General features: G+C 61.5%; 18 protein-coding genes and 1 pseudogene. 12 read left to right on the top strand and 7 right to left on the bottom strand.

Going from position 1 to position 16,722, the window contains the following annotated elements; genetic code table 11:
- Positions 1–212 precede the first annotated feature (212 nt).
- From radC to OHD62_RS26975, 3 genes and pseudogenes are all read right to left on the bottom strand, one after another.
- Positions 213–962: a RadC family protein gene (radC, locus tag OHD62_RS26965; protein WP_263789103.1), complete on the bottom strand. Its 750-nt coding sequence runs from the start codon at positions 960–962 to the stop codon at positions 213–215.
- A gap of 31 nt (positions 963–993) precedes the next feature.
- Positions 994–1,100 (bottom strand): annotated as a pseudogene (locus OHD62_RS26970) (type I methionyl aminopeptidase); the annotation flags it as partial.
- Positions 1,101–1,160: 60 nt separating this feature from the next.
- Positions 1,161–2,003 carry a LysR family transcriptional regulator gene (locus tag OHD62_RS26975; RefSeq protein ID WP_263789104.1) on the bottom strand — a complete coding sequence of 281 codons (843 nt, stop codon included), beginning with the start codon at positions 2,001–2,003 and terminating at the stop codon, positions 1,161–1,163.
- 95 nt (positions 2,004–2,098) lie between these two features.
- On the opposite strand from OHD62_RS26975, the gene OHD62_RS26980 reads away from it, so the two are divergent.
- A complete protein-coding gene (locus OHD62_RS26980; protein ID WP_263789105.1) occupies positions 2,099–3,067 on the top strand; it encodes a quinone oxidoreductase family protein in 969 nt (322 codons plus the stop codon).
- 42 nt (positions 3,068–3,109) lie between these two features.
- Here OHD62_RS26980 and map read toward each other — a convergent pair whose 3' ends face one another.
- Positions 3,110–3,937 carry a type I methionyl aminopeptidase gene (gene map, locus OHD62_RS26985; protein WP_263789106.1) on the bottom strand — a complete coding sequence of 276 codons (828 nt, stop codon included), beginning with the start codon at positions 3,935–3,937 and terminating at the stop codon, positions 3,110–3,112.
- Positions 3,938–4,180: 243 nt separating this feature from the next.
- On the opposite strand from map, the gene OHD62_RS26990 reads away from it, so the two are divergent.
- The 3 genes from OHD62_RS26990 (at position 4,181) to OHD62_RS27000 (ending at position 5,353) form a co-directional block, all read left to right on the top strand.
- A complete protein-coding gene (locus tag OHD62_RS26990) occupies positions 4,181–4,567 on the top strand; it encodes a hypothetical protein (protein ID WP_263789107.1) in 387 nt (128 codons plus the stop codon).
- A gap of 120 nt (positions 4,568–4,687) precedes the next feature.
- Positions 4,688–4,924: a hypothetical protein gene (locus tag OHD62_RS26995; RefSeq protein ID WP_263789108.1), complete on the top strand. Its 237-nt coding sequence runs from the start codon at positions 4,688–4,690 to the stop codon at positions 4,922–4,924.
- Between the two features lie 132 nt (positions 4,925–5,056).
- Complete coding sequence (locus OHD62_RS27000) at positions 5,057–5,353, top strand: DUF982 domain-containing protein (protein WP_263789109.1); 297 nt, start codon at positions 5,057–5,059, stop codon at positions 5,351–5,353.
- Between the two features lie 78 nt (positions 5,354–5,431).
- On the opposite strand, the gene OHD62_RS27005 is transcribed toward OHD62_RS27000, so the two are convergent.
- Positions 5,432–6,256 carry an alpha/beta fold hydrolase gene (locus OHD62_RS27005; RefSeq protein ID WP_263789110.1) on the bottom strand — a complete coding sequence of 275 codons (825 nt, stop codon included), beginning with the start codon at positions 6,254–6,256 and terminating at the stop codon, positions 5,432–5,434.
- A 190-nt stretch (positions 6,257–6,446) separates the two neighbouring features.
- On the opposite strand from OHD62_RS27005, the gene OHD62_RS27010 reads away from it, so the two are divergent.
- The 6 genes from OHD62_RS27010 to OHD62_RS27035 all read left to right on the top strand — a co-directional run bounded on the left by OHD62_RS27010 (position 6,447) and on the right by OHD62_RS27035 (position 11,882).
- Positions 6,447–7,694: an ABC transporter substrate-binding protein gene (locus tag OHD62_RS27010; RefSeq protein ID WP_263789111.1), complete on the top strand. Its 1,248-nt coding sequence runs from the start codon at positions 6,447–6,449 to the stop codon at positions 7,692–7,694.
- 4 nt (positions 7,695–7,698) lie between these two features.
- Positions 7,699–8,436, top strand: a complete 738-nt coding sequence (locus OHD62_RS27015; protein WP_263789112.1) for an ABC transporter ATP-binding protein — start codon at positions 7,699–7,701, stop codon at positions 8,434–8,436.
- Positions 8,433–9,152, top strand: a complete 720-nt coding sequence (locus tag OHD62_RS27020) for an ABC transporter ATP-binding protein (RefSeq protein WP_263789114.1) — start codon at positions 8,433–8,435, stop codon at positions 9,150–9,152. The genes OHD62_RS27015 and OHD62_RS27020 overlap by 4 nt, the downstream gene beginning before the upstream one ends.
- A gap of 19 nt (positions 9,153–9,171) precedes the next feature.
- On the top strand, positions 9,172–10,047 hold the full coding sequence (locus OHD62_RS27025; protein WP_263789115.1) for a branched-chain amino acid ABC transporter permease: 876 nt from the start codon (positions 9,172–9,174) through the stop codon (positions 10,045–10,047).
- Positions 10,044–11,051: a branched-chain amino acid ABC transporter permease gene (locus OHD62_RS27030; RefSeq protein WP_263789117.1), complete on the top strand. Its 1,008-nt coding sequence runs from the start codon at positions 10,044–10,046 to the stop codon at positions 11,049–11,051. The genes OHD62_RS27025 and OHD62_RS27030 overlap by 4 nt, the downstream gene beginning before the upstream one ends.
- A gap of 90 nt (positions 11,052–11,141) precedes the next feature.
- Positions 11,142–11,882 carry a hypothetical protein gene (locus OHD62_RS27035; protein ID WP_263789118.1) on the top strand — a complete coding sequence of 247 codons (741 nt, stop codon included), beginning with the start codon at positions 11,142–11,144 and terminating at the stop codon, positions 11,880–11,882.
- Between the two features lie 387 nt (positions 11,883–12,269).
- On the opposite strand, the gene OHD62_RS27040 is transcribed toward OHD62_RS27035, so the two are convergent.
- Both OHD62_RS27040 and OHD62_RS27045 read right to left on the bottom strand, forming a co-directional pair.
- The gene (locus OHD62_RS27040) at positions 12,270–13,586 is read right to left on the bottom strand and encodes a M20 family metallopeptidase (protein ID WP_263789119.1); all 1,317 of its coding nucleotides are present in this window, start codon (positions 13,584–13,586) and stop codon (positions 12,270–12,272) included.
- Between the two features lie 86 nt (positions 13,587–13,672).
- On the bottom strand, positions 13,673–14,620 hold the full coding sequence (locus OHD62_RS27045; RefSeq protein ID WP_263789121.1) for a MurR/RpiR family transcriptional regulator: 948 nt from the start codon (positions 14,618–14,620) through the stop codon (positions 13,673–13,675).
- Between the two features lie 177 nt (positions 14,621–14,797).
- Here OHD62_RS27045 and OHD62_RS27050 point away from each other — a divergent pair, with 177 nt between their 5' ends.
- Both OHD62_RS27050 and OHD62_RS27055 read left to right on the top strand, forming a co-directional pair.
- The gene (locus tag OHD62_RS27050) at positions 14,798–15,457 is read left to right on the top strand and encodes a DUF2161 domain-containing phosphodiesterase (protein WP_263789122.1); all 660 of its coding nucleotides are present in this window, start codon (positions 14,798–14,800) and stop codon (positions 15,455–15,457) included.
- A gap of 139 nt (positions 15,458–15,596) precedes the next feature.
- On the top strand, positions 15,597–15,914 hold the full coding sequence (locus OHD62_RS27055) for a hypothetical protein (protein WP_263789123.1): 318 nt from the start codon (positions 15,597–15,599) through the stop codon (positions 15,912–15,914).
- Positions 15,915–16,722: the final 808 nt, after the last annotated feature.

Below are 16,722 nucleotides of genomic sequence, written 5' to 3' on the forward strand. Positions count from 1 at the left end.
TTGTCAGTTGTTATGAATTTTCAATTCAGAATGGCTATATACTTATGGTATATTTATCGCTTCCCGTTCGAATAATTCTGAAAGAGTATCACTAAGCTCTAACGGTCCTCTACGCCGGATAAACTATCCCCGCTCGCATGGCTGCGGCAATTGCGCTGGGCCGGGAAGGGCGCACGGGCAGCGCCGAGCTTTCAGGGCAGCCATACAAGCTTTCAAATCAGCAGCAGGCCCTTCATGCTGGCGTGGCCCTTCTTGCCGATGATGAGGTGATCGTGCACGGAAATGCCGAGCGGTTTGGCCGTCTCGATGATCAGCTTGGTCATCTCGATGTCGGCGCGCGACGGCGTCGGGTCGCCCGAGGGGTGGTTGTGCACCAGAATGATCGCCGTGGCGGAGAGTTCGAGCGCGCGCTTGACCACCTCGCGCGGATAGACCGGCGTGTGGTCGACGGTGCCGACCTGCTGAACCTCGTCGGCGATCAGCGTGTTCTTCTTGTCGAGGAACAGGATACGGAACTGCTCGCGGTCCTCGAAGGCCATGGCCGAGCGGCAATATTCGAGAAGCTGTGTCCAGGTTGACATCAGTTCGCGGCCGATGATTTCGCTACGCGCCATGCGCTGGGCCGTCGCGGCAACGATCTTCAGGTCAAGCGCCACCGCCGGGCCGATGCCCTTGACTTCCTCAAGCCGCGCGGCAGGCGCACCAAGCACCTCGGCCAGCGTGCCGAAGCGCGCCAGCAGCGCCTTGGCGACGGGCTTGGTGTCGGCGCGCGGGATCAGCCGGAAGAGCAGGAGCTCCAGCAATTCATAGTCGGGGAGGGCGCTGGGACCCGCGACGGCAAAGCGCTCGCGCAAACGGTCGCGGTGGCCATGATAGTGTGGCTTCTCGGCCACCGCTTTCTTCGGTGGTGGCTCGATCCACGCTTCGGAAAAGAATGCCCGCTCGTCATCGATTTTCCCCATGCCTGCCCATCCCCCAAAACTCAGCTGAAGATTAGGCCGGCAAGCCGGGGCGGTCGAGTTTTTTCGTCGATAGCGTGAAAATCTCGCAGCCGGTCTGGTGACGCCGATCGTGGGCTCATACTGCGTCGACAGCAAACGAACCGCCGCGCGAGCAGTCAATTTTCTTTGAATCGGCAAAGTGCCGCTTCCCTCGTCCGTTCATTCAACCTTGCCGCACAGCCCGTCCATTACTGCGCGGATCAGCGGTACATCCTTGATATCCGTATGCACGACCAACCAGAGTTCACGCGTGAGTGGCTCGTCGGGCAAGGGCAGTCTGGTCAAATTCTGATGCGCCGCGATGAAGTCCGGCAGCAGCGCGACACCGCCCCCAGCCTTGACTGCGACCAATTGAAACTCCAGCGTGGAGGCACGGATGGCGACCGAACGGCCCCCTGCAATCTCCGCAAGCTTCCTTTCCTGCGGCGACGAGGCCAGAACTTCCTCATAGCCGACGAAGGACCAGTCCGTCTCACGTGTCGCGGCGAGATAGGCGGGATCGGCATAGAGGCCGAAGCTGATTTCGCCGATCTTGGTGGCTGTCAGGTCGCCCTGTTCCGGTCGCGTCATCCGCACGGCAATGTCTGCCTCCCTCCGTCCCAGCGAGGCATAGCGGGTCTCGCCGATGACCACGACGCTGATGCCAGGATGACGTTGCCGGAGGCGAACCAACCGCTCGGCCAGCACGGCAGTCGCAAAAGCAGGCGGGGCGCTTACCCTGACCGTGCCGGTGTGCCGGTTGTCCGCATTCAGTGCCGCCCGCTCGATCGTGAGGGCATCTTCGCTGATCCGTGTGGCGATGCTGGCGATCTGCTGACCCTTGGCCGTGAGCGAAAGGCGCCGCCCGCGCCGGTCGACAAGCTTGGTGCCGATCTTGTCTTCCAGATGCGCTACGCGCCGCGCCACCGTGGCGTGCTCCACGCCGAGTTCCCGGGCGGCGGCCGATAGCGTGCCCAGACGCGAAAGAGCATGGAAATGACGCAGGTCTTCCCAATCCAGCATTGATTATTTTTTCCCATTGCTTGGGAATTTATAGGTAATTTTCAATCAAGCCGCCATCTGTCATTTACCCCGTCGAACATCAGATGGAGATGAGGATGGATATCGCCGTCACGCTGACCGCAACAGGAGGCATCGACCAACTGCAGGTGTTGGAGCGCGCGCCGCAATCTCCCGGCCCGACGGAAATCCGTGTCCGCCATGAGGCGATCGGCGTCAATTTTCTCGACATCTACCATCGAAAGGGTGTCTACCCGCTGCCCTCTTACCCTGCCGTGCTCGGTGCCGAGGGAGCAGGGACCGTCGAGGCCATCGGCTCCGAGGTCACGCTCCTTGTTCCAGGCGACCGTATCGCCTATGCCGGCGCCCCGGTTGGCGCCTACAGCTCCACACGCCTCCTGCCGGCGGAGCGGGCGATCAAGCTGCCGGAAGGGATCGGGCCGCGCACTGCGGCGGCGTCGACGCTGAAGGGCATGACGGCCTATATGCTGGTCAGCCGCACCTACGTCGTGAGCCCGGGCACGGTTATCTTGGTCCATGCCGCGGCAGGTGGTCTTGGGGCTATTCTTGTGCGTTGGGCAAAATATCTGGGCGCAACGGTGATCGGGACGGTTAGCTCTGAGGAAAAGGCTGCTCTTGCTCGCTCTCACGGCGCCGACCATCTGATCGTCGGGCGCGATGCCGATCTCGTCCGACAGGTCTTGGAGCTTACAGGCGGTCGAGGCGTGGATGTCGGCTATGATGGTATCGGCGGCGACATGCTTGCCAAGACAATCAAATGCATACGGCCGTTTGGTATTGCCGCGAGTTTTGGCCAGGCCGCCGGGCCGATCCCGCCGGTTTCGCTCGACCAATTACGGCCCAACCGCGCTCTTGCCCACCCGAGCATAATGGCCGCGACCGCCGATCAGGCTTTCTACGCTGAAGCCGCCGCCGCCTTGATCGACGCCTTTCGTCTGAATATCACGGCGGTCGTTGGCGAGGAATTCGCACTCGCGGACGCAGCCAGAGCCCACACCGAACTCGAAGCTGGACGGACCACCGGCAGTCTTCTGCTGATCCCATAGACCGGCTTCAACGCGCCGGTCGGCTGACCTTGCGCATGCGCCCTATGCTGGCAGGCCGGGACGGTCGAGTTTTTTTGGCGACAGCGTGAAGATCTCGCAGCCGGTCTCGGTGACGCCGATCGTATGTTCGTATTGCGCCGACAGCGAGCGGTCGCGCGTCACCGCCGTCCAGCCGTCCGACAGCACTTTCACATGCGGCCGGCCGAGATTGATCATCGGCTCGACGGTGAAGATCATGCCCGGCCGCATCTCGACGCCCTCACTGGCGCTGCCATAGTGCAGGATGTTCGGCGCATCGTGGAAAAGCTGGCCGACGCCGTGACCGCAGAAATCGCGCACCACCGAGCAGCGTTCTGCTTCGGCATAGGTCTGGATGGCGGCGCCGATGGCGCCGGTGCGGGCGCCGGGCCTGATCGCGGCGATGCCGCGCATCAGGCACTCATGGGTGACCTCGAGCAGGCGTTCGGCGGCGCGCTTGATCGTGCCGACCGGATACATGCGCGAGGAATCGCCATGCCAGCCGTCAAGGATGTAGGTGACGTCAATGTTGACGATATCGCCCTCCTTCAACGGCTTGTTGTCGGGAATGCCGTGGCAGACGACATGATTGATCGAGGTGCAGGATGACTTGGTGTAGCCGCGATAGTTGAGCGTCGCAGGCAACGCGCCGTGATCCATGCCGAACGCGAAGACGAAACGATCGATGGCCTCGGTGGTCACGCCAGGCGCGACCATCGGCACCAGTTCATCGAGGCAGCGCGCGGTGAGGTCGCAAGCCTTGCGCATGCCGGCAAAACCTTCCTCGCCGTAGAGGCGGATCTGGCCGGTGTTTCTGAGCGGTGCCGTGGCGGCGTCGAGATAGGTGACCATTTTGTCCGTTTGCCGGGGTGGGTGGGCTCTCGATATAAGCCCGCGCGAAAAAAAATCCCACCAGATTTGGCACCGGACGGCGCAAGGTTCAAGGACGAACTGCCGGCTAAGGGTGAACGCCCGCGATATTCATGCGTTGTGGCCATGCTGTGCTCTCGCCCGCGACAGCCATCGGTTGCGATGCTTTCCTTTTTCGACTGGACACGGTAGGGCGGTGACAGAGTTCGGAGACCTTGCTTCTTGATGGCATCGAAGCGCGCCAGGCCATTCACTTCGCCGATAAAAGCAGCCTGCTCGGGCCTGATGGCCCTGCTGCTGCTGTCGCTGTTGTGCCTGGTCCAGTCGGAGGCAGCTGCTTCCGCGACCGCCGCTTCTGGCGGGGTCGGCATGACCACGGCGCGGCAGGACGACGCGGTCGCGCCGCTGCGTGGCAAGGCGCAGCCTCTCGAAATTCGCTCCGGCCGGCTGCTGACGATCAAATTCGTGAGCGGCAATCCCGGCGCGCTTCCGCCAGAATCTGCCTTTTTCCTGCTCAATCAGGTTTCGCCTGCGCGGGCGCCGGCCGTGTATGCATTCGTGCCTGCGCCGCAGGCGAGTGCCAACCAGCCCCGCGCGCCGCCTTCCATCTGAGCTGAGCGGTCTCGGACCGCGCCCAATCCGCCCACTCATGTCTCTTTTCGCGTCGCTAGCCGTGCGGCGGCTGTCGGCCGTCCACTGGCCGCGTGGCGCTTCATTTCCGGAATATTTTCAATGCAACGCATCAAAACAGTCAAAACGCTGACGCGCGCGGCCTCGGCCGCCTTGTTCCTCTCGGTGCAGGCGCTCATCTGCATCGGAACCGTCTATTGGGCGATCGCCGAAACGCTCGGCATGGCGGGAACCGCGGCGGTGGTCCTGGGCGCCATTTTTGCAGTGCCGTCGGCATATGTCATGATCATAGCCGCTCGCATGGCCTATGAGGCGGAAACCGACCCGGCGAACCAGTAAACCTGCGCTTCTGTGCGGGCTTCATCAGGCTCGGCGTCCGTACTGACGACACATTTCTGAGCGAAAGCCGGTCAAAGCAACTTCTTCTGTAACGAACGGCGTTGCCGCGGCAATGCCGTTCGGGAGAAACGAATGGACAGATTGCAATTCGAGGTGCCGGTGCGCATCATGACTGCGCCTGGCCTGCCAGTTGAGGAAATCTATAGCGTCGAACAGGCGCTGGATTTCCTGCAGGACTGGCCGGTCCGCCGGCAAGGCCCGGTCTATCAGGCTGCGTTCAATGCCTGCTTCGGCGCGACGGTCGACCTGGTCAAGACCGAGGATGCCTGCCGGGCGTTCATGGCGTTCTGCCGCGTGAGCCGCCTCCTGGCCAGGGATATGATGGTTCGGGGCAAACGGGGTGGCGAGGCGAGGGGGTTGAGGACCTAAAGCGCGTCACGCGCTTTAGGTTGTTGTTTTGTGCAGGTCGTTATCGCAAAACCGCTGCGCACTTTTGCGCGACACGCATTAGCGCCAGCCGGGCTCCAGGCTTTTCAGGAAACGCTCGAAGATCGGATCGAACCTGTCCGGCGAATCCCAGAACGGCGCGTGGCCGGAATTGCTGATCAGGTGCTTCTTGCCTTCCCATAGGTTCGAGAAGGGGATCGTGTCGACGAAATCGGTGTCGACGAACGGCTCGTCGGCGCCGTTGAGCACGGCGATCGGCGGTGTTCTGCCGAGGATGACCTGGCTCTGGTCCTGGCCGTAGCCGGCGGCGAATTTGCCGAGCATCAGCGCGCGAGCACGACCATCGGTGCGCGCAACGGCATTGCGGAGCAGCTGGTCGTAGGGCTCGCCGCAGGTCGAGTGCGCATAGGCGTCGATATCCTCCTCGGTGAAGATCTCCTGGCCCGCAAGGTTCATGTGCGGGCTGGTCTTGAAGCCCTTGCCAATATCGGCGGCGGCGATCGGCGGCGTGCCAGTGATCATCAGGCCGAGCATGCCGGGATAGCGCTCGATCATCTCCAGCCCGATATGACCGCCCAGCGACCAGCCGAAGACCGCTGCTTTTTCGATGCCGAGCCTGTTCATGACTTCGGTCATTGCGTCGGCATAACCAGGCATGGAGTAGCTCCGCTCCGGATCGACCGCGTCGCAGGATTCGCCATGGCCGGGAAGATCGGCTGCGATCAGATGGTAGGTCGCGCCGATCCTGCCGTCGAACTGATTGCGGAAGACAGCGCCCGACGACGAATTGCCGTGGATCATCAGCACCGGCATGCCGGTGCCGCCACTGTCGCGCACGGCGATTGTGCCGTGACTGGTTTCGATCGTACTGACCGTAGTCGTCATCCCTGTCTCCACTGTCTGCCTTTCCGCTGCATCCCGGCGAACTGCCTAGAAATGCATCACACGGTTCCGCGCGTTTAACGAGTGGGCAAATCTGCCTGCTCGTGAATGAAAATATCTTTTCAAATTGGCCCGCTTGTGCATTATTTGTCAATCATCCAACCATCGTCAGGAACACAGGGGAACAGGGACAATGAAAACAATGTCGATGAAACGCCATTTCCGGCACATCCTGCTTGGAACCGCGCTCGGCTTGATGCTGAGTGCTGCGCCGGCATTGGCCGATGTCGTGAAGATCGGCCTGCTGGCGCCGCTGACTGGCCCGGCGGCGGCTGACGGCCAGGAATTCCAGCGCGGCGCGCAGATGGCGATCGACGAGGCAAACAGTGCGGGCGGCATCGACGGCCATACGTTCGAACTGGTCGTGGGCGATGTGAAGGACCAGTCGGCGGCGAATGTCACTAGCGCGGTCGAGCGCCTGCTCGGCGACCAGGACGTGCATTTCATGCTGACCGGCTATGCCAGCCTGACCAATTTCGAGATCGACAACATGGCCGAGGCGGAGATGCCCTACATGCTCGCCGCCACGTCGCAGCAGACGAAGGACATCATAGCGCCCGATCCGGAAAAATACGCCTGCTGCTGGTCGCTGACGCCGTCCTTCGATGCCTACAACACCGATGTCACCAGTTTCGTCGAGAAGCTGGCGGCCGAGGGCAAGATCGCGCTCCCGACCAAGAAGGTCGCCATCATCTCGTCCGACAATGCCTATTCGAAGACCATCTCTGAAGGCATGAAGAAGACCTTCAAGGAGAAGGGCTGGACCATCACCGTCGACGAACTCGTGCCCTTCGGCGAGGTGACCGACTGGCGTTCGATCATAGCCAAGGTGCGCGAGGACGTGCCGGACGTGGTCATCAACACCGACTACCTGCCCGGCAATTCGGCCTCGTTCCTCAACCAGTTCCTGGAGCAGCCGACCAAGAGCCTGGTGTTTCTGCAATACGCGCCAAGCGTTCCGGAATTCGTCGAACTGACCAAGGAAAAGTCGAACGGCGTCATCTATGACCTTCTCGGCGGCGCTCTGACCACGCCGAAGAACCCGCGCGCCGATGAGGTGGCTGGCAAATTCAAGGCCAAATTTGGCGTGGAGAGCGGCACCTACGGCGTTGCCCTTTACGAGATGGTCAATGTCTATTTCGATGCGCTCAAAAAGGCCGGTGATCCGAAAGACCATGCGGCGATCATGAAGGCGCTGTCCGAAACCGACAAGCAGGTCGCCGAAGGCCGCCTGAAATTCGATCCGGCGACGCATCTCGCCATGCAGGGCGACGACTACATCCCGATCACTTTCTTCCAGATATGGGACGGCAAGCGCACGCTGATCTCGCCGGCCAAATACGCGACCGGCGAGTTCCAGGCGCAGCCCTGGATGAAATAGCGGCATGCCGCTGCTCGAAGTCGAGGGCGTATCGAAAGCGTTCGGATCGCTGAAGGCAGTCGACGACGTTTCCTTCGCCGTCGAGGCCGGGGAAATCTTCGGCATCGCGGGGCCGAACGGCAGTGGCAAGAGCACGCTGTTCAACGTCATCACCGGCATTCCGTTCGGCCCTGACAAGGGCCGGATACGGTTCGACGGGGCTGAGATACAGGCGAGGCCGGGCAATGCCATTGCACGGCTCGGCCTTGCCCGGACCTTCCAGCGCGAGACCAGTTTCGACGGGCTGACCGTGTTCGAGAACGCGCTGATCGGCGCGAGCTATGGCAAGCCCGGGCGAGGGGCGACCGAGGCGCGGAGCCGCGCCGTCGAGGCGCTGGAGTTCGTCGGCCTTTCAAGTTCAGCCTTCGGGCGCCTCGCTGGCGAACTGTCCGTGTTCGACCGCAAGTGCCTGATGCTGGCGACGGCGATAGCAACGAAGCCGCGCATGCTTCTGCTCGACGAGCCCGCGTCGAGCCTGACCAAGCCGGAGATCGAAACCTCGATCGGATTGATCAGACGGACGGCCGAACGCGGCATCACCGTAGTGCTGATCGAACATGTGCTGACCTTCCTGATGAGCCTGTCGCAGCATCTTCTGGTGCTGAACCAGGGCCGGGTGCTGGCCGCGGGCGAGCCAAAGAGCGTGATCGCCGACCCGCGCGTGGTGGAAGCCTATCTCGGCACGAGGAGATCGGCGGCGTGAGCGAAAGCCCAATCCTGAGGATCGAGGCGGTCACTGCCGGATACGGCCGCGTCACCGTCTTGCACGACATAACGCTGGAAGCCGGCCGGTTCGGCAATGTCGGGCTGTTCGGCCCGAACGGCCACGGCAAGACGACGCTGCTGAGGACCATTTCCGGCCTGGTCGCGCCCAAAAGTGGCCGCGTCGTCTTCGATGGCAAGGACATTACCGGCTTGAGCGCGCGCGCCATCGTCGCCACCGGTCTGATCCATGTGCCGCAGGGCAACAAGCTGTTTCCGGATCTGACGATCGGTGACTGCATGGCGCTGGGCGCCTATTCGCCGCGAGCGCGGCCGCATGAGGCCGAGAACCGCGAAAAGGTGGTGAGGCTGTTCCCCAAGCTCGCCGAACGCTGGCGGCAAAGGGTGCGCACGCTTTCTGGGGGCGAGCGCCAGATGGTGTCGATCGGCACGGCGCTGATGAGCCATCCACGCCTGCTGATCCTCGACGAGCCGACCCTTGGGCTGGCGCCAAAGATCAAGGACGAGCTCTGCGCCGCCGTCATGGACATCTCCAGGGGCGGCGTGCCGCTCGTCGTCGTCGAGCAGGACATCGAGTTCCTGCTCGAGCTCAGCCGGCAGCTCTTCCTTGTCGATCACGGAGCGGTCAAGACCGAGATCCGGCCGGGCGAAAGTATCGAGCACAGCGAAATCATGGCCATGTATTTCGGTCATTGAGAGCGGGAATGGACAGAACATGAGTGTCTTTTCGGACATCTTCTTCGGCGGCCTGTTCCAGGGCTCGCTCTACGCCATGATGGCGGTGGGGCTGGCGCTGGTCTGGACGACGATCGGCGTGTTCAATTTCAGCCATGGCGTGTTCATGATGCTGGGCGCCTATTTCGCCTGGCAGTTGGTCGCCTTCGGCCTGCCAGTGGTGATAGCCTTCCCGCTCGCCGTCATCGTCATGGCGGGCGCAGGCTGGATTCTGCAAGCCTCGGTGGTGCGGCCGCTGATCGGCCGTCCCAACATCGTGCTGGTCGTCGTCATCACCACGCTGGCGGCCGGTTCGCTGATCGAGAATGGGGCATTGACGGTCTGGGGCCCGCGCTCCAAGCAACTGCCCAGCCTGATCGAGGGCAACACCACCATCGCCGGCGTCGGCGTGTCGCTGCACCAGATCGCCATCATCGTCATCACACCACTCATTCTGGCGGCTCTGTGGTCGTTCCTCAACCGCACGCGGCTCGGCCTGGCGCTGAGGGCGGTGGCGCAGAACGAGGATGCGAGCCAGCTCGTCGGCCTCAACGTCACGGCGCTTTACGGGCTTGCCTTCGCCATCGCCGCGTCGCTTGCTGGGCTGGCCGGCATCTTCATGGGCGGCTACCGCTTCATGAATCCGTCTATGGGCGCCGATCCGTTGCTCAAGGCGCTGATCGTCGTGGTTTTCGGCGGCATTTCAAGCATTTCGGGGCCGATCTTCGCTGCCTACCTCATCGGATTCTTCGAGGCGGCGAGCAACTATTATTTCGGCCTCTACTGGACGCCGGCACTGCTGTTCCTCGTGCTCATCGCGACGCTCATGGTGCGCCCGGAGGGCATTTTCGCCAGCCGGTCCAGGGGGCTGGCATGACGCTCCTCGACATTGCCATCCCGTCCGCTCCCGGCCGCATCACCTGGAACCGCGAGGCGATCGGCTTCGTGGTTGGCTTCCTGCTGCTTGCGCTGCTGCCGCTCGTCTTCGGCGACAGCTACAGCCGGCACGTGCTGATCATGATCTTCATCTATGCCGTCGTCGCCTCGAACTGGGATCTCAGCCTGGGCTATGGCGGGGTGTTCAATTTCGGCCACCTCGCGCTGTTCGGCATCGGCGTCTATGTCTACAGCCTGCTTGCCAAAATGGCTGGCATCGATCCGTGGATCGCGCTGTTTGCAAGCGGCGTGATCGCAACGCTGGCAGCCGTGCTGGTGACGATTCCGATCCTGCGGCTGAAGGGCATCTACATCATCCTGGTCACGTTCGGCTTCGCCCAGCTGGTCATGCAGGTCATCATCAGCCAGTCGGACCTGACGGGCGGCACGCAAGGTCTCGTGCGGGTGCCCGGTCTCTATCTCTTCGACCACAACATGATCCGCGACGGCAAACTCGCCTATTTCTATATCGCGCTTGCGCTGCTGGTGGCGAGCACGCTGTTCCTGCGCCTGTTCGTGCGTTCGCGCGCCGGCGCCAGCATCGTGGCGCTGCGCGACAACGAGGAATATGCCATCAGCCGTGGTGTCTCGCTGGTCAGGCAGCGCATGGTGACGCTTGCGGCGAGCGCCTTCTTCACCGGGATTGCCGGCGCCTTCTACGCAGCCTACCAGCGCAATGCTTCGATCGACGTGTTCGGCATGAGTCTAGCGACCATCATCCTGTCGATGGTGCTGCTGGGCGGAACGAGCACGATCTACGGCGCCATCATCGCGTCCTTCGTGCTCACCGTCTTTTCAGAGGCGATGGCCGATTTCGGCGCATGGCGGCCGATGATCACGGCGCTGCTTATAATCGTGATCATGCTGGTCTATCCGACCGGCTTGGTCGGCATGATCCGCGCCGCCTGGACATTGGTGGCCGAGCGGATCAAGCGCCGGGCCTAAAGTCAGCGCAATCGTTCCCGTATGCGATCTGTAAGCTGACTTACGCTACAGCTCCACGATCAGTGAACCCTGAAAATCTTGGAGGTAGCTATGGTGACTGATCCTAAGGCGGCTCTTCAAAAATTGTCTGCGCGCGGCATCACAACGCTTGAGCAGTTTGCCGAAAGCAAGGCGCACATGCGAAAGCCGCGCCGCATCGACTCAGAGAAGGCTTTGGAAGAAATATTTGCGCGATCTGCCGTGTCTTCCGACTCGTCGGTCAAATCAAAAATTGGACCGCCGTCTTCGTCGGTTTCAATTGTTTTGGATGGCAAACGAGTTGAGTACAATGAAATTGCTCGACTCGACGGCCAGCCTTTGGATTACGTTGCTACAACATTAAAGGGCGGTGATCAGGCACTCGTGGTTTTTTCTGATCGGTCAATTTTGAAGGCCGATCTTTTGCGGCAGTTCAAGGCGCCTCTCCAAGCGATCAACAAAGAGGTTGAAAATGCATTGATGGCAGGCGGTCTGCAACCTTCACCTTTGGCCCCAAGGATTGATCTTGGGCTCCGGATCTGGGTTGATATTAATTATACAGACTCTTCCTGGACTTTCGCGCCCGAGGAATATGTGAACGACTTAACGCAGTTTGACGCGGGCCTCGGGTGGTTCGAAGGAGATTGGAACGACAAAATTTCTTCGGTCCAAATGGGCAGGTGCTATTGTATTGCTTGGGCGGACATCAATCAGCAGGGTGACCGGCTCATTCTGTACGAAGACACGCCGAATCTGCACATCTTCGGTTGGGGTGACGCTATCTCAGCCATTTACGCTCCATTCAGAAGCTAGAAGGGGGCATATTATGCGTACCACGTTCTTAATTCTTGCCCTGAATACATGCTTGGTTGTCTCAACATCTTTTGCCCAGGAGACTGCAACGCCTAGCAAAATACCGACTCCCGAAGAGTATGAAAAGATGGTGGCGGAAGTTGAGAGTGTCTTGAGGAAGTATCCAAGGCCACGAGACCGCGGAACAGACCTGGTACTTTCCTGCAAATTGGTGTACGAATGTCCATTCGACTTCGAGTCGTGCGAGTGGAAGTGCGAGCTCCTACAATGAGGCCGATGAGCTGATCCTGGTGCGTTCCCTCGCCGAGGTCGTCATTCCCGGTGGTGCCTGCTCTACATGCCCTCTGCCGCCTGAAAAACCATCGCTGACCCGGTCGTCGTCCCAGTTTAGCGGACGCCGCACCAGTCGATGACGGAAGCGGCGATGACCTTGGCGGTTTCCACGACCGAGTCGACCTCGACATATTCGTCGGCGCCGTGAAAGCCGTCGCCGGACGGGCCGAAAATGACGCCGTCGACGCCGGCGCCGGCATAGTGCGCGGCGTCGCATACGGCGACGAAGCCCTTCACCTCAGGCGTCTTGCCGATACGCGCCTTGTTGGCGACGAGCGACCGGACCAGCGGATGATCCGGCGAGGTGTTCATCGGCGGGAAATAGAGGCCGCCCAGCTCCCACTTGATGGTCGGCGGATTGTCGCGCAGCCAGGCGTCGGCGGCTGCGAAATGGTGGACGAAGCTCTCGAAATCGCGGCGGTAATCGGCCGAGTTCTCGTCGGGCAGGAATTTCATGTCGAGATCGAGCACAGCGACATCGGGAATGATCGCCGGATTGGTCATCACCGTCGGCAGGCCATCCTCGCCAAGTCCGGTGCCGCCATACATCACACCGATGTTGATCGTGTTCATGCCGAGCGGCAGCAGCGGATGCGATCTGGCCCGCGTGCGGTCGAGCTCGTATTGGCGGACAGCCGTTATGAAACGTGCCGCCAGCTCAATGGCATTGACGCCGGGCTCCAGGCGGTCCTTGCCATGGCGCTGCGGATAGATTTCATTATAGCGAAGCGCCGAATGGGCGTTGCGGCCGCGGATCGTCACCCGCGCCCATTCCAGCCCGCCCTCGACCGGCAGGACGTCGCCCCAGGTCGGTTCGGCGACCAGCACGGCCTTGGCGAGCTTGCCCCTGGCAACCGCGTCCATGGCGCCGAAGCCGCCGGCCTCCTCGTCGACCACAGTGTGGATCGCCAGCCGGCCCTGAAGCGTGATGCCGGCCTTGCGGATGGCATGCGCGGCCGCGATGCAGGCCGCGACGCCGCTCTTCATGTCGACCGCCCCGCGGCCGTAGAGACGCCCGTTGGTGATGGCGGCGCCAAACGGATCGACCGACCAGTTCTTCATTTCGCCGACCGGTACCACATCGATGTGGCCGCACAGGATCAGGCTGTGCTCCTCATCGCCCGCCCATTCGCCGGCGAGATTGGGCCGGCCCGGCAAGGCGTCCCATTGCTCGGTCGCAAAGCCGTCCGCCTTGAGGATCGGCTCCAGCAGCGCCTGGACATCGGCCTCCCGGTTGAGGCCTTGCTTCGTCTCGAATTTGGGATTCACCGAAGGGATTTGAACCATGTTGCTGGTAAGCCCGATCACCCAGTCGCGATCCTTGTCGATCTCGGCTTGCGCAGCGGCAACGGCCGCATCCCTGTCCAGCATGTTGATGTCCTTTCGTGCTGCCGCCACGACGGCGTTCGCGATTGTCTTTGGTGTGCAGGGCTGCCCGGCTGACCATGTCGGCCCTGTCACGTCGATTTGTGCTTGCCTCTCCCAAACGGTGCCACCCACTTCGCCGGATCACCGGCGGCGGCCTTCTTGGGGCCGGCACCGGCGAAGTCCGAAGCGTCGAGCGTCACGCCATTGGCGCGGCGGATCCGCTCGATATCCTCGATGCGCTTGCGCACCGTCTGGCCTTCGCTCTCCAGCGCATGGGCGAATACGGTTTCCATCTGGACAACGGCCGTCGCCAGCGTGTCGAAGGGCGAATTGGCCTCTATCGCGGCGATCAGCGTCAGGTCGGCCAGCTCGGAGATGGGCGAAAGCCATGGATCGGTGAAGAGCAGGATGCCCATGCCGCGCTCGCGCGCCTGGCGGGCGAAGTTGACCACGTCCGACTGGTAGCGGCGGTAGTCGAACACGACGAGCAGGTCGCGCTTGCCAAGATCGATCAAAAGGTCGAAATCCGTCGGCGCCAGCGAGCCGATGTCGTGCACACCCGGACGGAATTGGACGAGATAGCCGGCGAGCATCGAGGCGATGTGACGGCTGAAGCGTCCGCCAAGCAGCACGACCTGGCCCTTGCTGTCGAGCAGCATCTTTGCGGCCCGGCCATAGCTTTGGGAAGCAACCGCCGTGCGCGTTCGCTCAAGGCTGTCGGAAACCGAATGAAAATAGTCGTTGACCGTGCCTTCGCTCGAATTGGCGGGGCGCTTGGCCTCCATCATCAACAAGGGGGAGTGCAGCCGGGATTCGATTTCCGCCAGAAGCTTGCTCTGGAAGGCGGCAAAGCCGCCATAGCCTAGCTTGATCATGAGGCGCATGACCGTCGGATCGCTGACGCCCGCTGCCTTTGCCAGGCGTGTGGCGGTTCCAAGGCCGGACATCGGATAGTCGGCAAGAAGCACCTGCACGATCTTGGCTTCGGCGGATGTGAGGACCAGGGTGGTATGCGCCAACTCTTCGCGGATCGACACCGGACCTCTCCCTTTCCGCTTCAGTCGATGATAGAGAAGTTACAAATTATACTCCTGCTGTCAATTTTTGGAAGGATTTCTACAAGGATTGGGGTTCGGAGTTGCGTCTGTTCCGCTGAGGTCGTGCGGTAAAGGCGACTCTGTGCGAGTGCGGCCCGAATCGGCTATGGCTCCGGCATGCAGGAAACGTCTCTCTATACCCCGGTGAAGCGGTTTCTTGAGAGCCTGGAATACACTGTCAAAGGCGAAGTCGGCGGCTGCGATGTCGTCGGATTGCGCGACGGCGAGCCGCCTGTGGTCGTCATTTGCGAACTGAAATTGCAATTCAACCTCGAACTCGTGCTGCAAGGCATCGATCGCGCCGCGGCGTGCGACGAGGTCTGGCTCGCCGCGCGCATGTCCAGCCGGGGCAAGGGTCGCGAGCACGATCGCCGGTTCCGCGCGCTCTGCCGCCGGCTCGGTTTCGGCCTTCTGGCTGTCGGCTCCTCCGGCAATGTCGAACTGCTGCTCAGCCCGGCCGCTCCGCCGCCACGGCGAGATCCCAGGCGAAGATCGCGCCTGATGGACGAGCACCGGCGCCGGCGTGGCGACCCGGTGGTCGGGGGCGGTTCCCGCGCACCGATCATGACGGCTTACCGGCAGGATGCACTTGCCTGCGCCGCGGCGATGTTGGACGGCCCCAAGCGCCCGCGTGACCTGAAAGCCATTTCGCCTCGCGCCGCGAATATCCTGCTTCACAATGTCTATGGATGGTTCGCCAGGGCCGAGCGCGGCGTCTATGCGCTTACCGAAGTTGGCCATGCGGCCTTGCAGCGCTGGCCACAGCCGGCTCCATGACGAGGCGGTTTGCCGCTTGCCATCGAAGGATTGTTGGAAGAAGCGAAACGTGACAGCCTCTTTCAGATGACGAAGACCGCTCCGACGACAGCGGCCGGGCAATCGAACAAGTGGTGACCGCTATGGAATTCCGGCGAAAATGAAGGTGATTTCCGCCATCGTGTTTTTGATCTGCAGCCTGATTACGGGCTGCGCATCGCCTTTGCGCACATCCGTTGATGCCTCGAAATACGACACGATGAGTTGCGTCGAACTCAATGTGGCAATGGGCACCGTCGCCAGCGAGATTTCACAGACGGCGATCGCCCGGGGCAAGGTCGCTAATACAAACATCCCGACCTGGCTATGGGGCGGACAGCGCGTTGCTTCCACTGTCGCTGCTCGCGAAAGCGCGAAGATCGAGCGGCTGCAGCAGCAGCAGGTTGCGATTGCAGCAGCCAGAAGCAGAAAGTGTTGATTCCGCCGCAGGCGTTCGGCCGAGGTGTCAGGCCCTGTTGCGCGTTCCGCGGGCGCTCAGGCAATTAACAGCGTCCAACTGAAAGTCCAAGGAACCGCCCGTTGTAAACTCTTCTGCTCGGTAAGCGCCGTCAGGATCGGCCTGATGAAGATCCCCGTCTTTTCGGGAGCAGGAAACCATCCTTCAGCAACTCCAAGGCATCGAGTGCCTCGTCATCCTGCAAATTGGTCAGAGGCACTTCGTCCACGAAGACAACCGTTTCGTCGTCTATGTCGTAGACTTCCCAAAGTCCGTCCTCAGTCCTTCGGATGGCATGTCGGCGTTCCATAAGCGGAAGCTAATTGAGTCTCGGAAATAGTGGGTAGAAAAAATCGAAGAGGGCCGACATTAGCAGTGGAAAACTTGGGAGCGCTCTCATACGCGGCGGTTGGTCTTGAAAGCGTTCCTGGGAAATGCGGCGGCCCAGCGGCTCGGGTAGAGTACTGGCAGCGGTAGGCCGCTGGGCCTGACCAGCGGCCATGGGGGAGGCTCGCGCCGGCTGGTGAATAGATGCGCTCAAGCCGGTTGGAGCGAAACATGCGAATGAATTATGACAGCACCTGAATTCTTCAGCACGGCGAGTTTGTCGCTGCGGGAGCCAGGGTGCTCGAAATAGGCCGATGGCGATGCGTTGCAACGGCGCTGTGCCAGGCCAACAAGCGCCCGACATTTGCCCGATCTGGACCCGCCAATGTGGTGGATCGCAATTTCAGGCTCTGCGTTGCTGCCAAGTGAGCCGAATTTTTGGGTGGGCCACATTATACCTGTT

Source organism: Mesorhizobium sp. YC-39 (assembly GCF_025753795.1).
In the GTDB taxonomy this organism is placed as follows: domain Bacteria; phylum Pseudomonadota; class Alphaproteobacteria; order Rhizobiales; family Rhizobiaceae; genus Mesorhizobium.

Bases quoted from the DNA above. Each gene is read 5' to 3' on its own strand.
- radC (WP_263789103.1), bottom strand. From the start codon at position 962: ATGGGGAAAATCGATGACGAGCGGGCATTCTTTTCCGAAGCGTGGATC.
- OHD62_RS26975 (WP_263789104.1), bottom strand. From the start codon at position 2,003: ATGCTGGATTGGGAAGACCTGCGTCATTTCCATGCTCTTTCGCGTCTG.
- OHD62_RS26980 (WP_263789105.1), top strand. From the start codon at position 2,099: ATGGATATCGCCGTCACGCTGACCGCAACAGGAGGCATCGACCAACTG.
- map (WP_263789106.1), bottom strand. From the start codon at position 3,937: ATGGTCACCTATCTCGACGCCGCCACGGCACCGCTCAGAAACACCGGC.
- OHD62_RS26990 (WP_263789107.1), top strand. From the start codon at position 4,181: ATGGCATCGAAGCGCGCCAGGCCATTCACTTCGCCGATAAAAGCAGCC.
- OHD62_RS26995 (WP_263789108.1), top strand. From the start codon at position 4,688: ATGCAACGCATCAAAACAGTCAAAACGCTGACGCGCGCGGCCTCGGCC.
- OHD62_RS27000 (WP_263789109.1), top strand. From the start codon at position 5,057: ATGGACAGATTGCAATTCGAGGTGCCGGTGCGCATCATGACTGCGCCT.
- OHD62_RS27005 (WP_263789110.1), bottom strand. From the start codon at position 6,256: ATGACGACTACGGTCAGTACGATCGAAACCAGTCACGGCACAATCGCC.
- OHD62_RS27010 (WP_263789111.1), top strand. From the start codon at position 6,447: ATGAAAACAATGTCGATGAAACGCCATTTCCGGCACATCCTGCTTGGA.
- OHD62_RS27015 (WP_263789112.1), top strand. From the start codon at position 7,699: ATGCCGCTGCTCGAAGTCGAGGGCGTATCGAAAGCGTTCGGATCGCTG.
- OHD62_RS27025 (WP_263789115.1), top strand. From the start codon at position 9,172: ATGAGTGTCTTTTCGGACATCTTCTTCGGCGGCCTGTTCCAGGGCTCG.
- OHD62_RS27030 (WP_263789117.1), top strand. From the start codon at position 10,044: ATGACGCTCCTCGACATTGCCATCCCGTCCGCTCCCGGCCGCATCACC.
- OHD62_RS27035 (WP_263789118.1), top strand. From the start codon at position 11,142: ATGGTGACTGATCCTAAGGCGGCTCTTCAAAAATTGTCTGCGCGCGGC.
- OHD62_RS27040 (WP_263789119.1), bottom strand. From the start codon at position 13,586: ATGCTGGACAGGGATGCGGCCGTTGCCGCTGCGCAAGCCGAGATCGAC.
- OHD62_RS27050 (WP_263789122.1), top strand. From the start codon at position 14,798: ATGCAGGAAACGTCTCTCTATACCCCGGTGAAGCGGTTTCTTGAGAGC.
- OHD62_RS27055 (WP_263789123.1), top strand. From the start codon at position 15,597: ATGAAGGTGATTTCCGCCATCGTGTTTTTGATCTGCAGCCTGATTACG.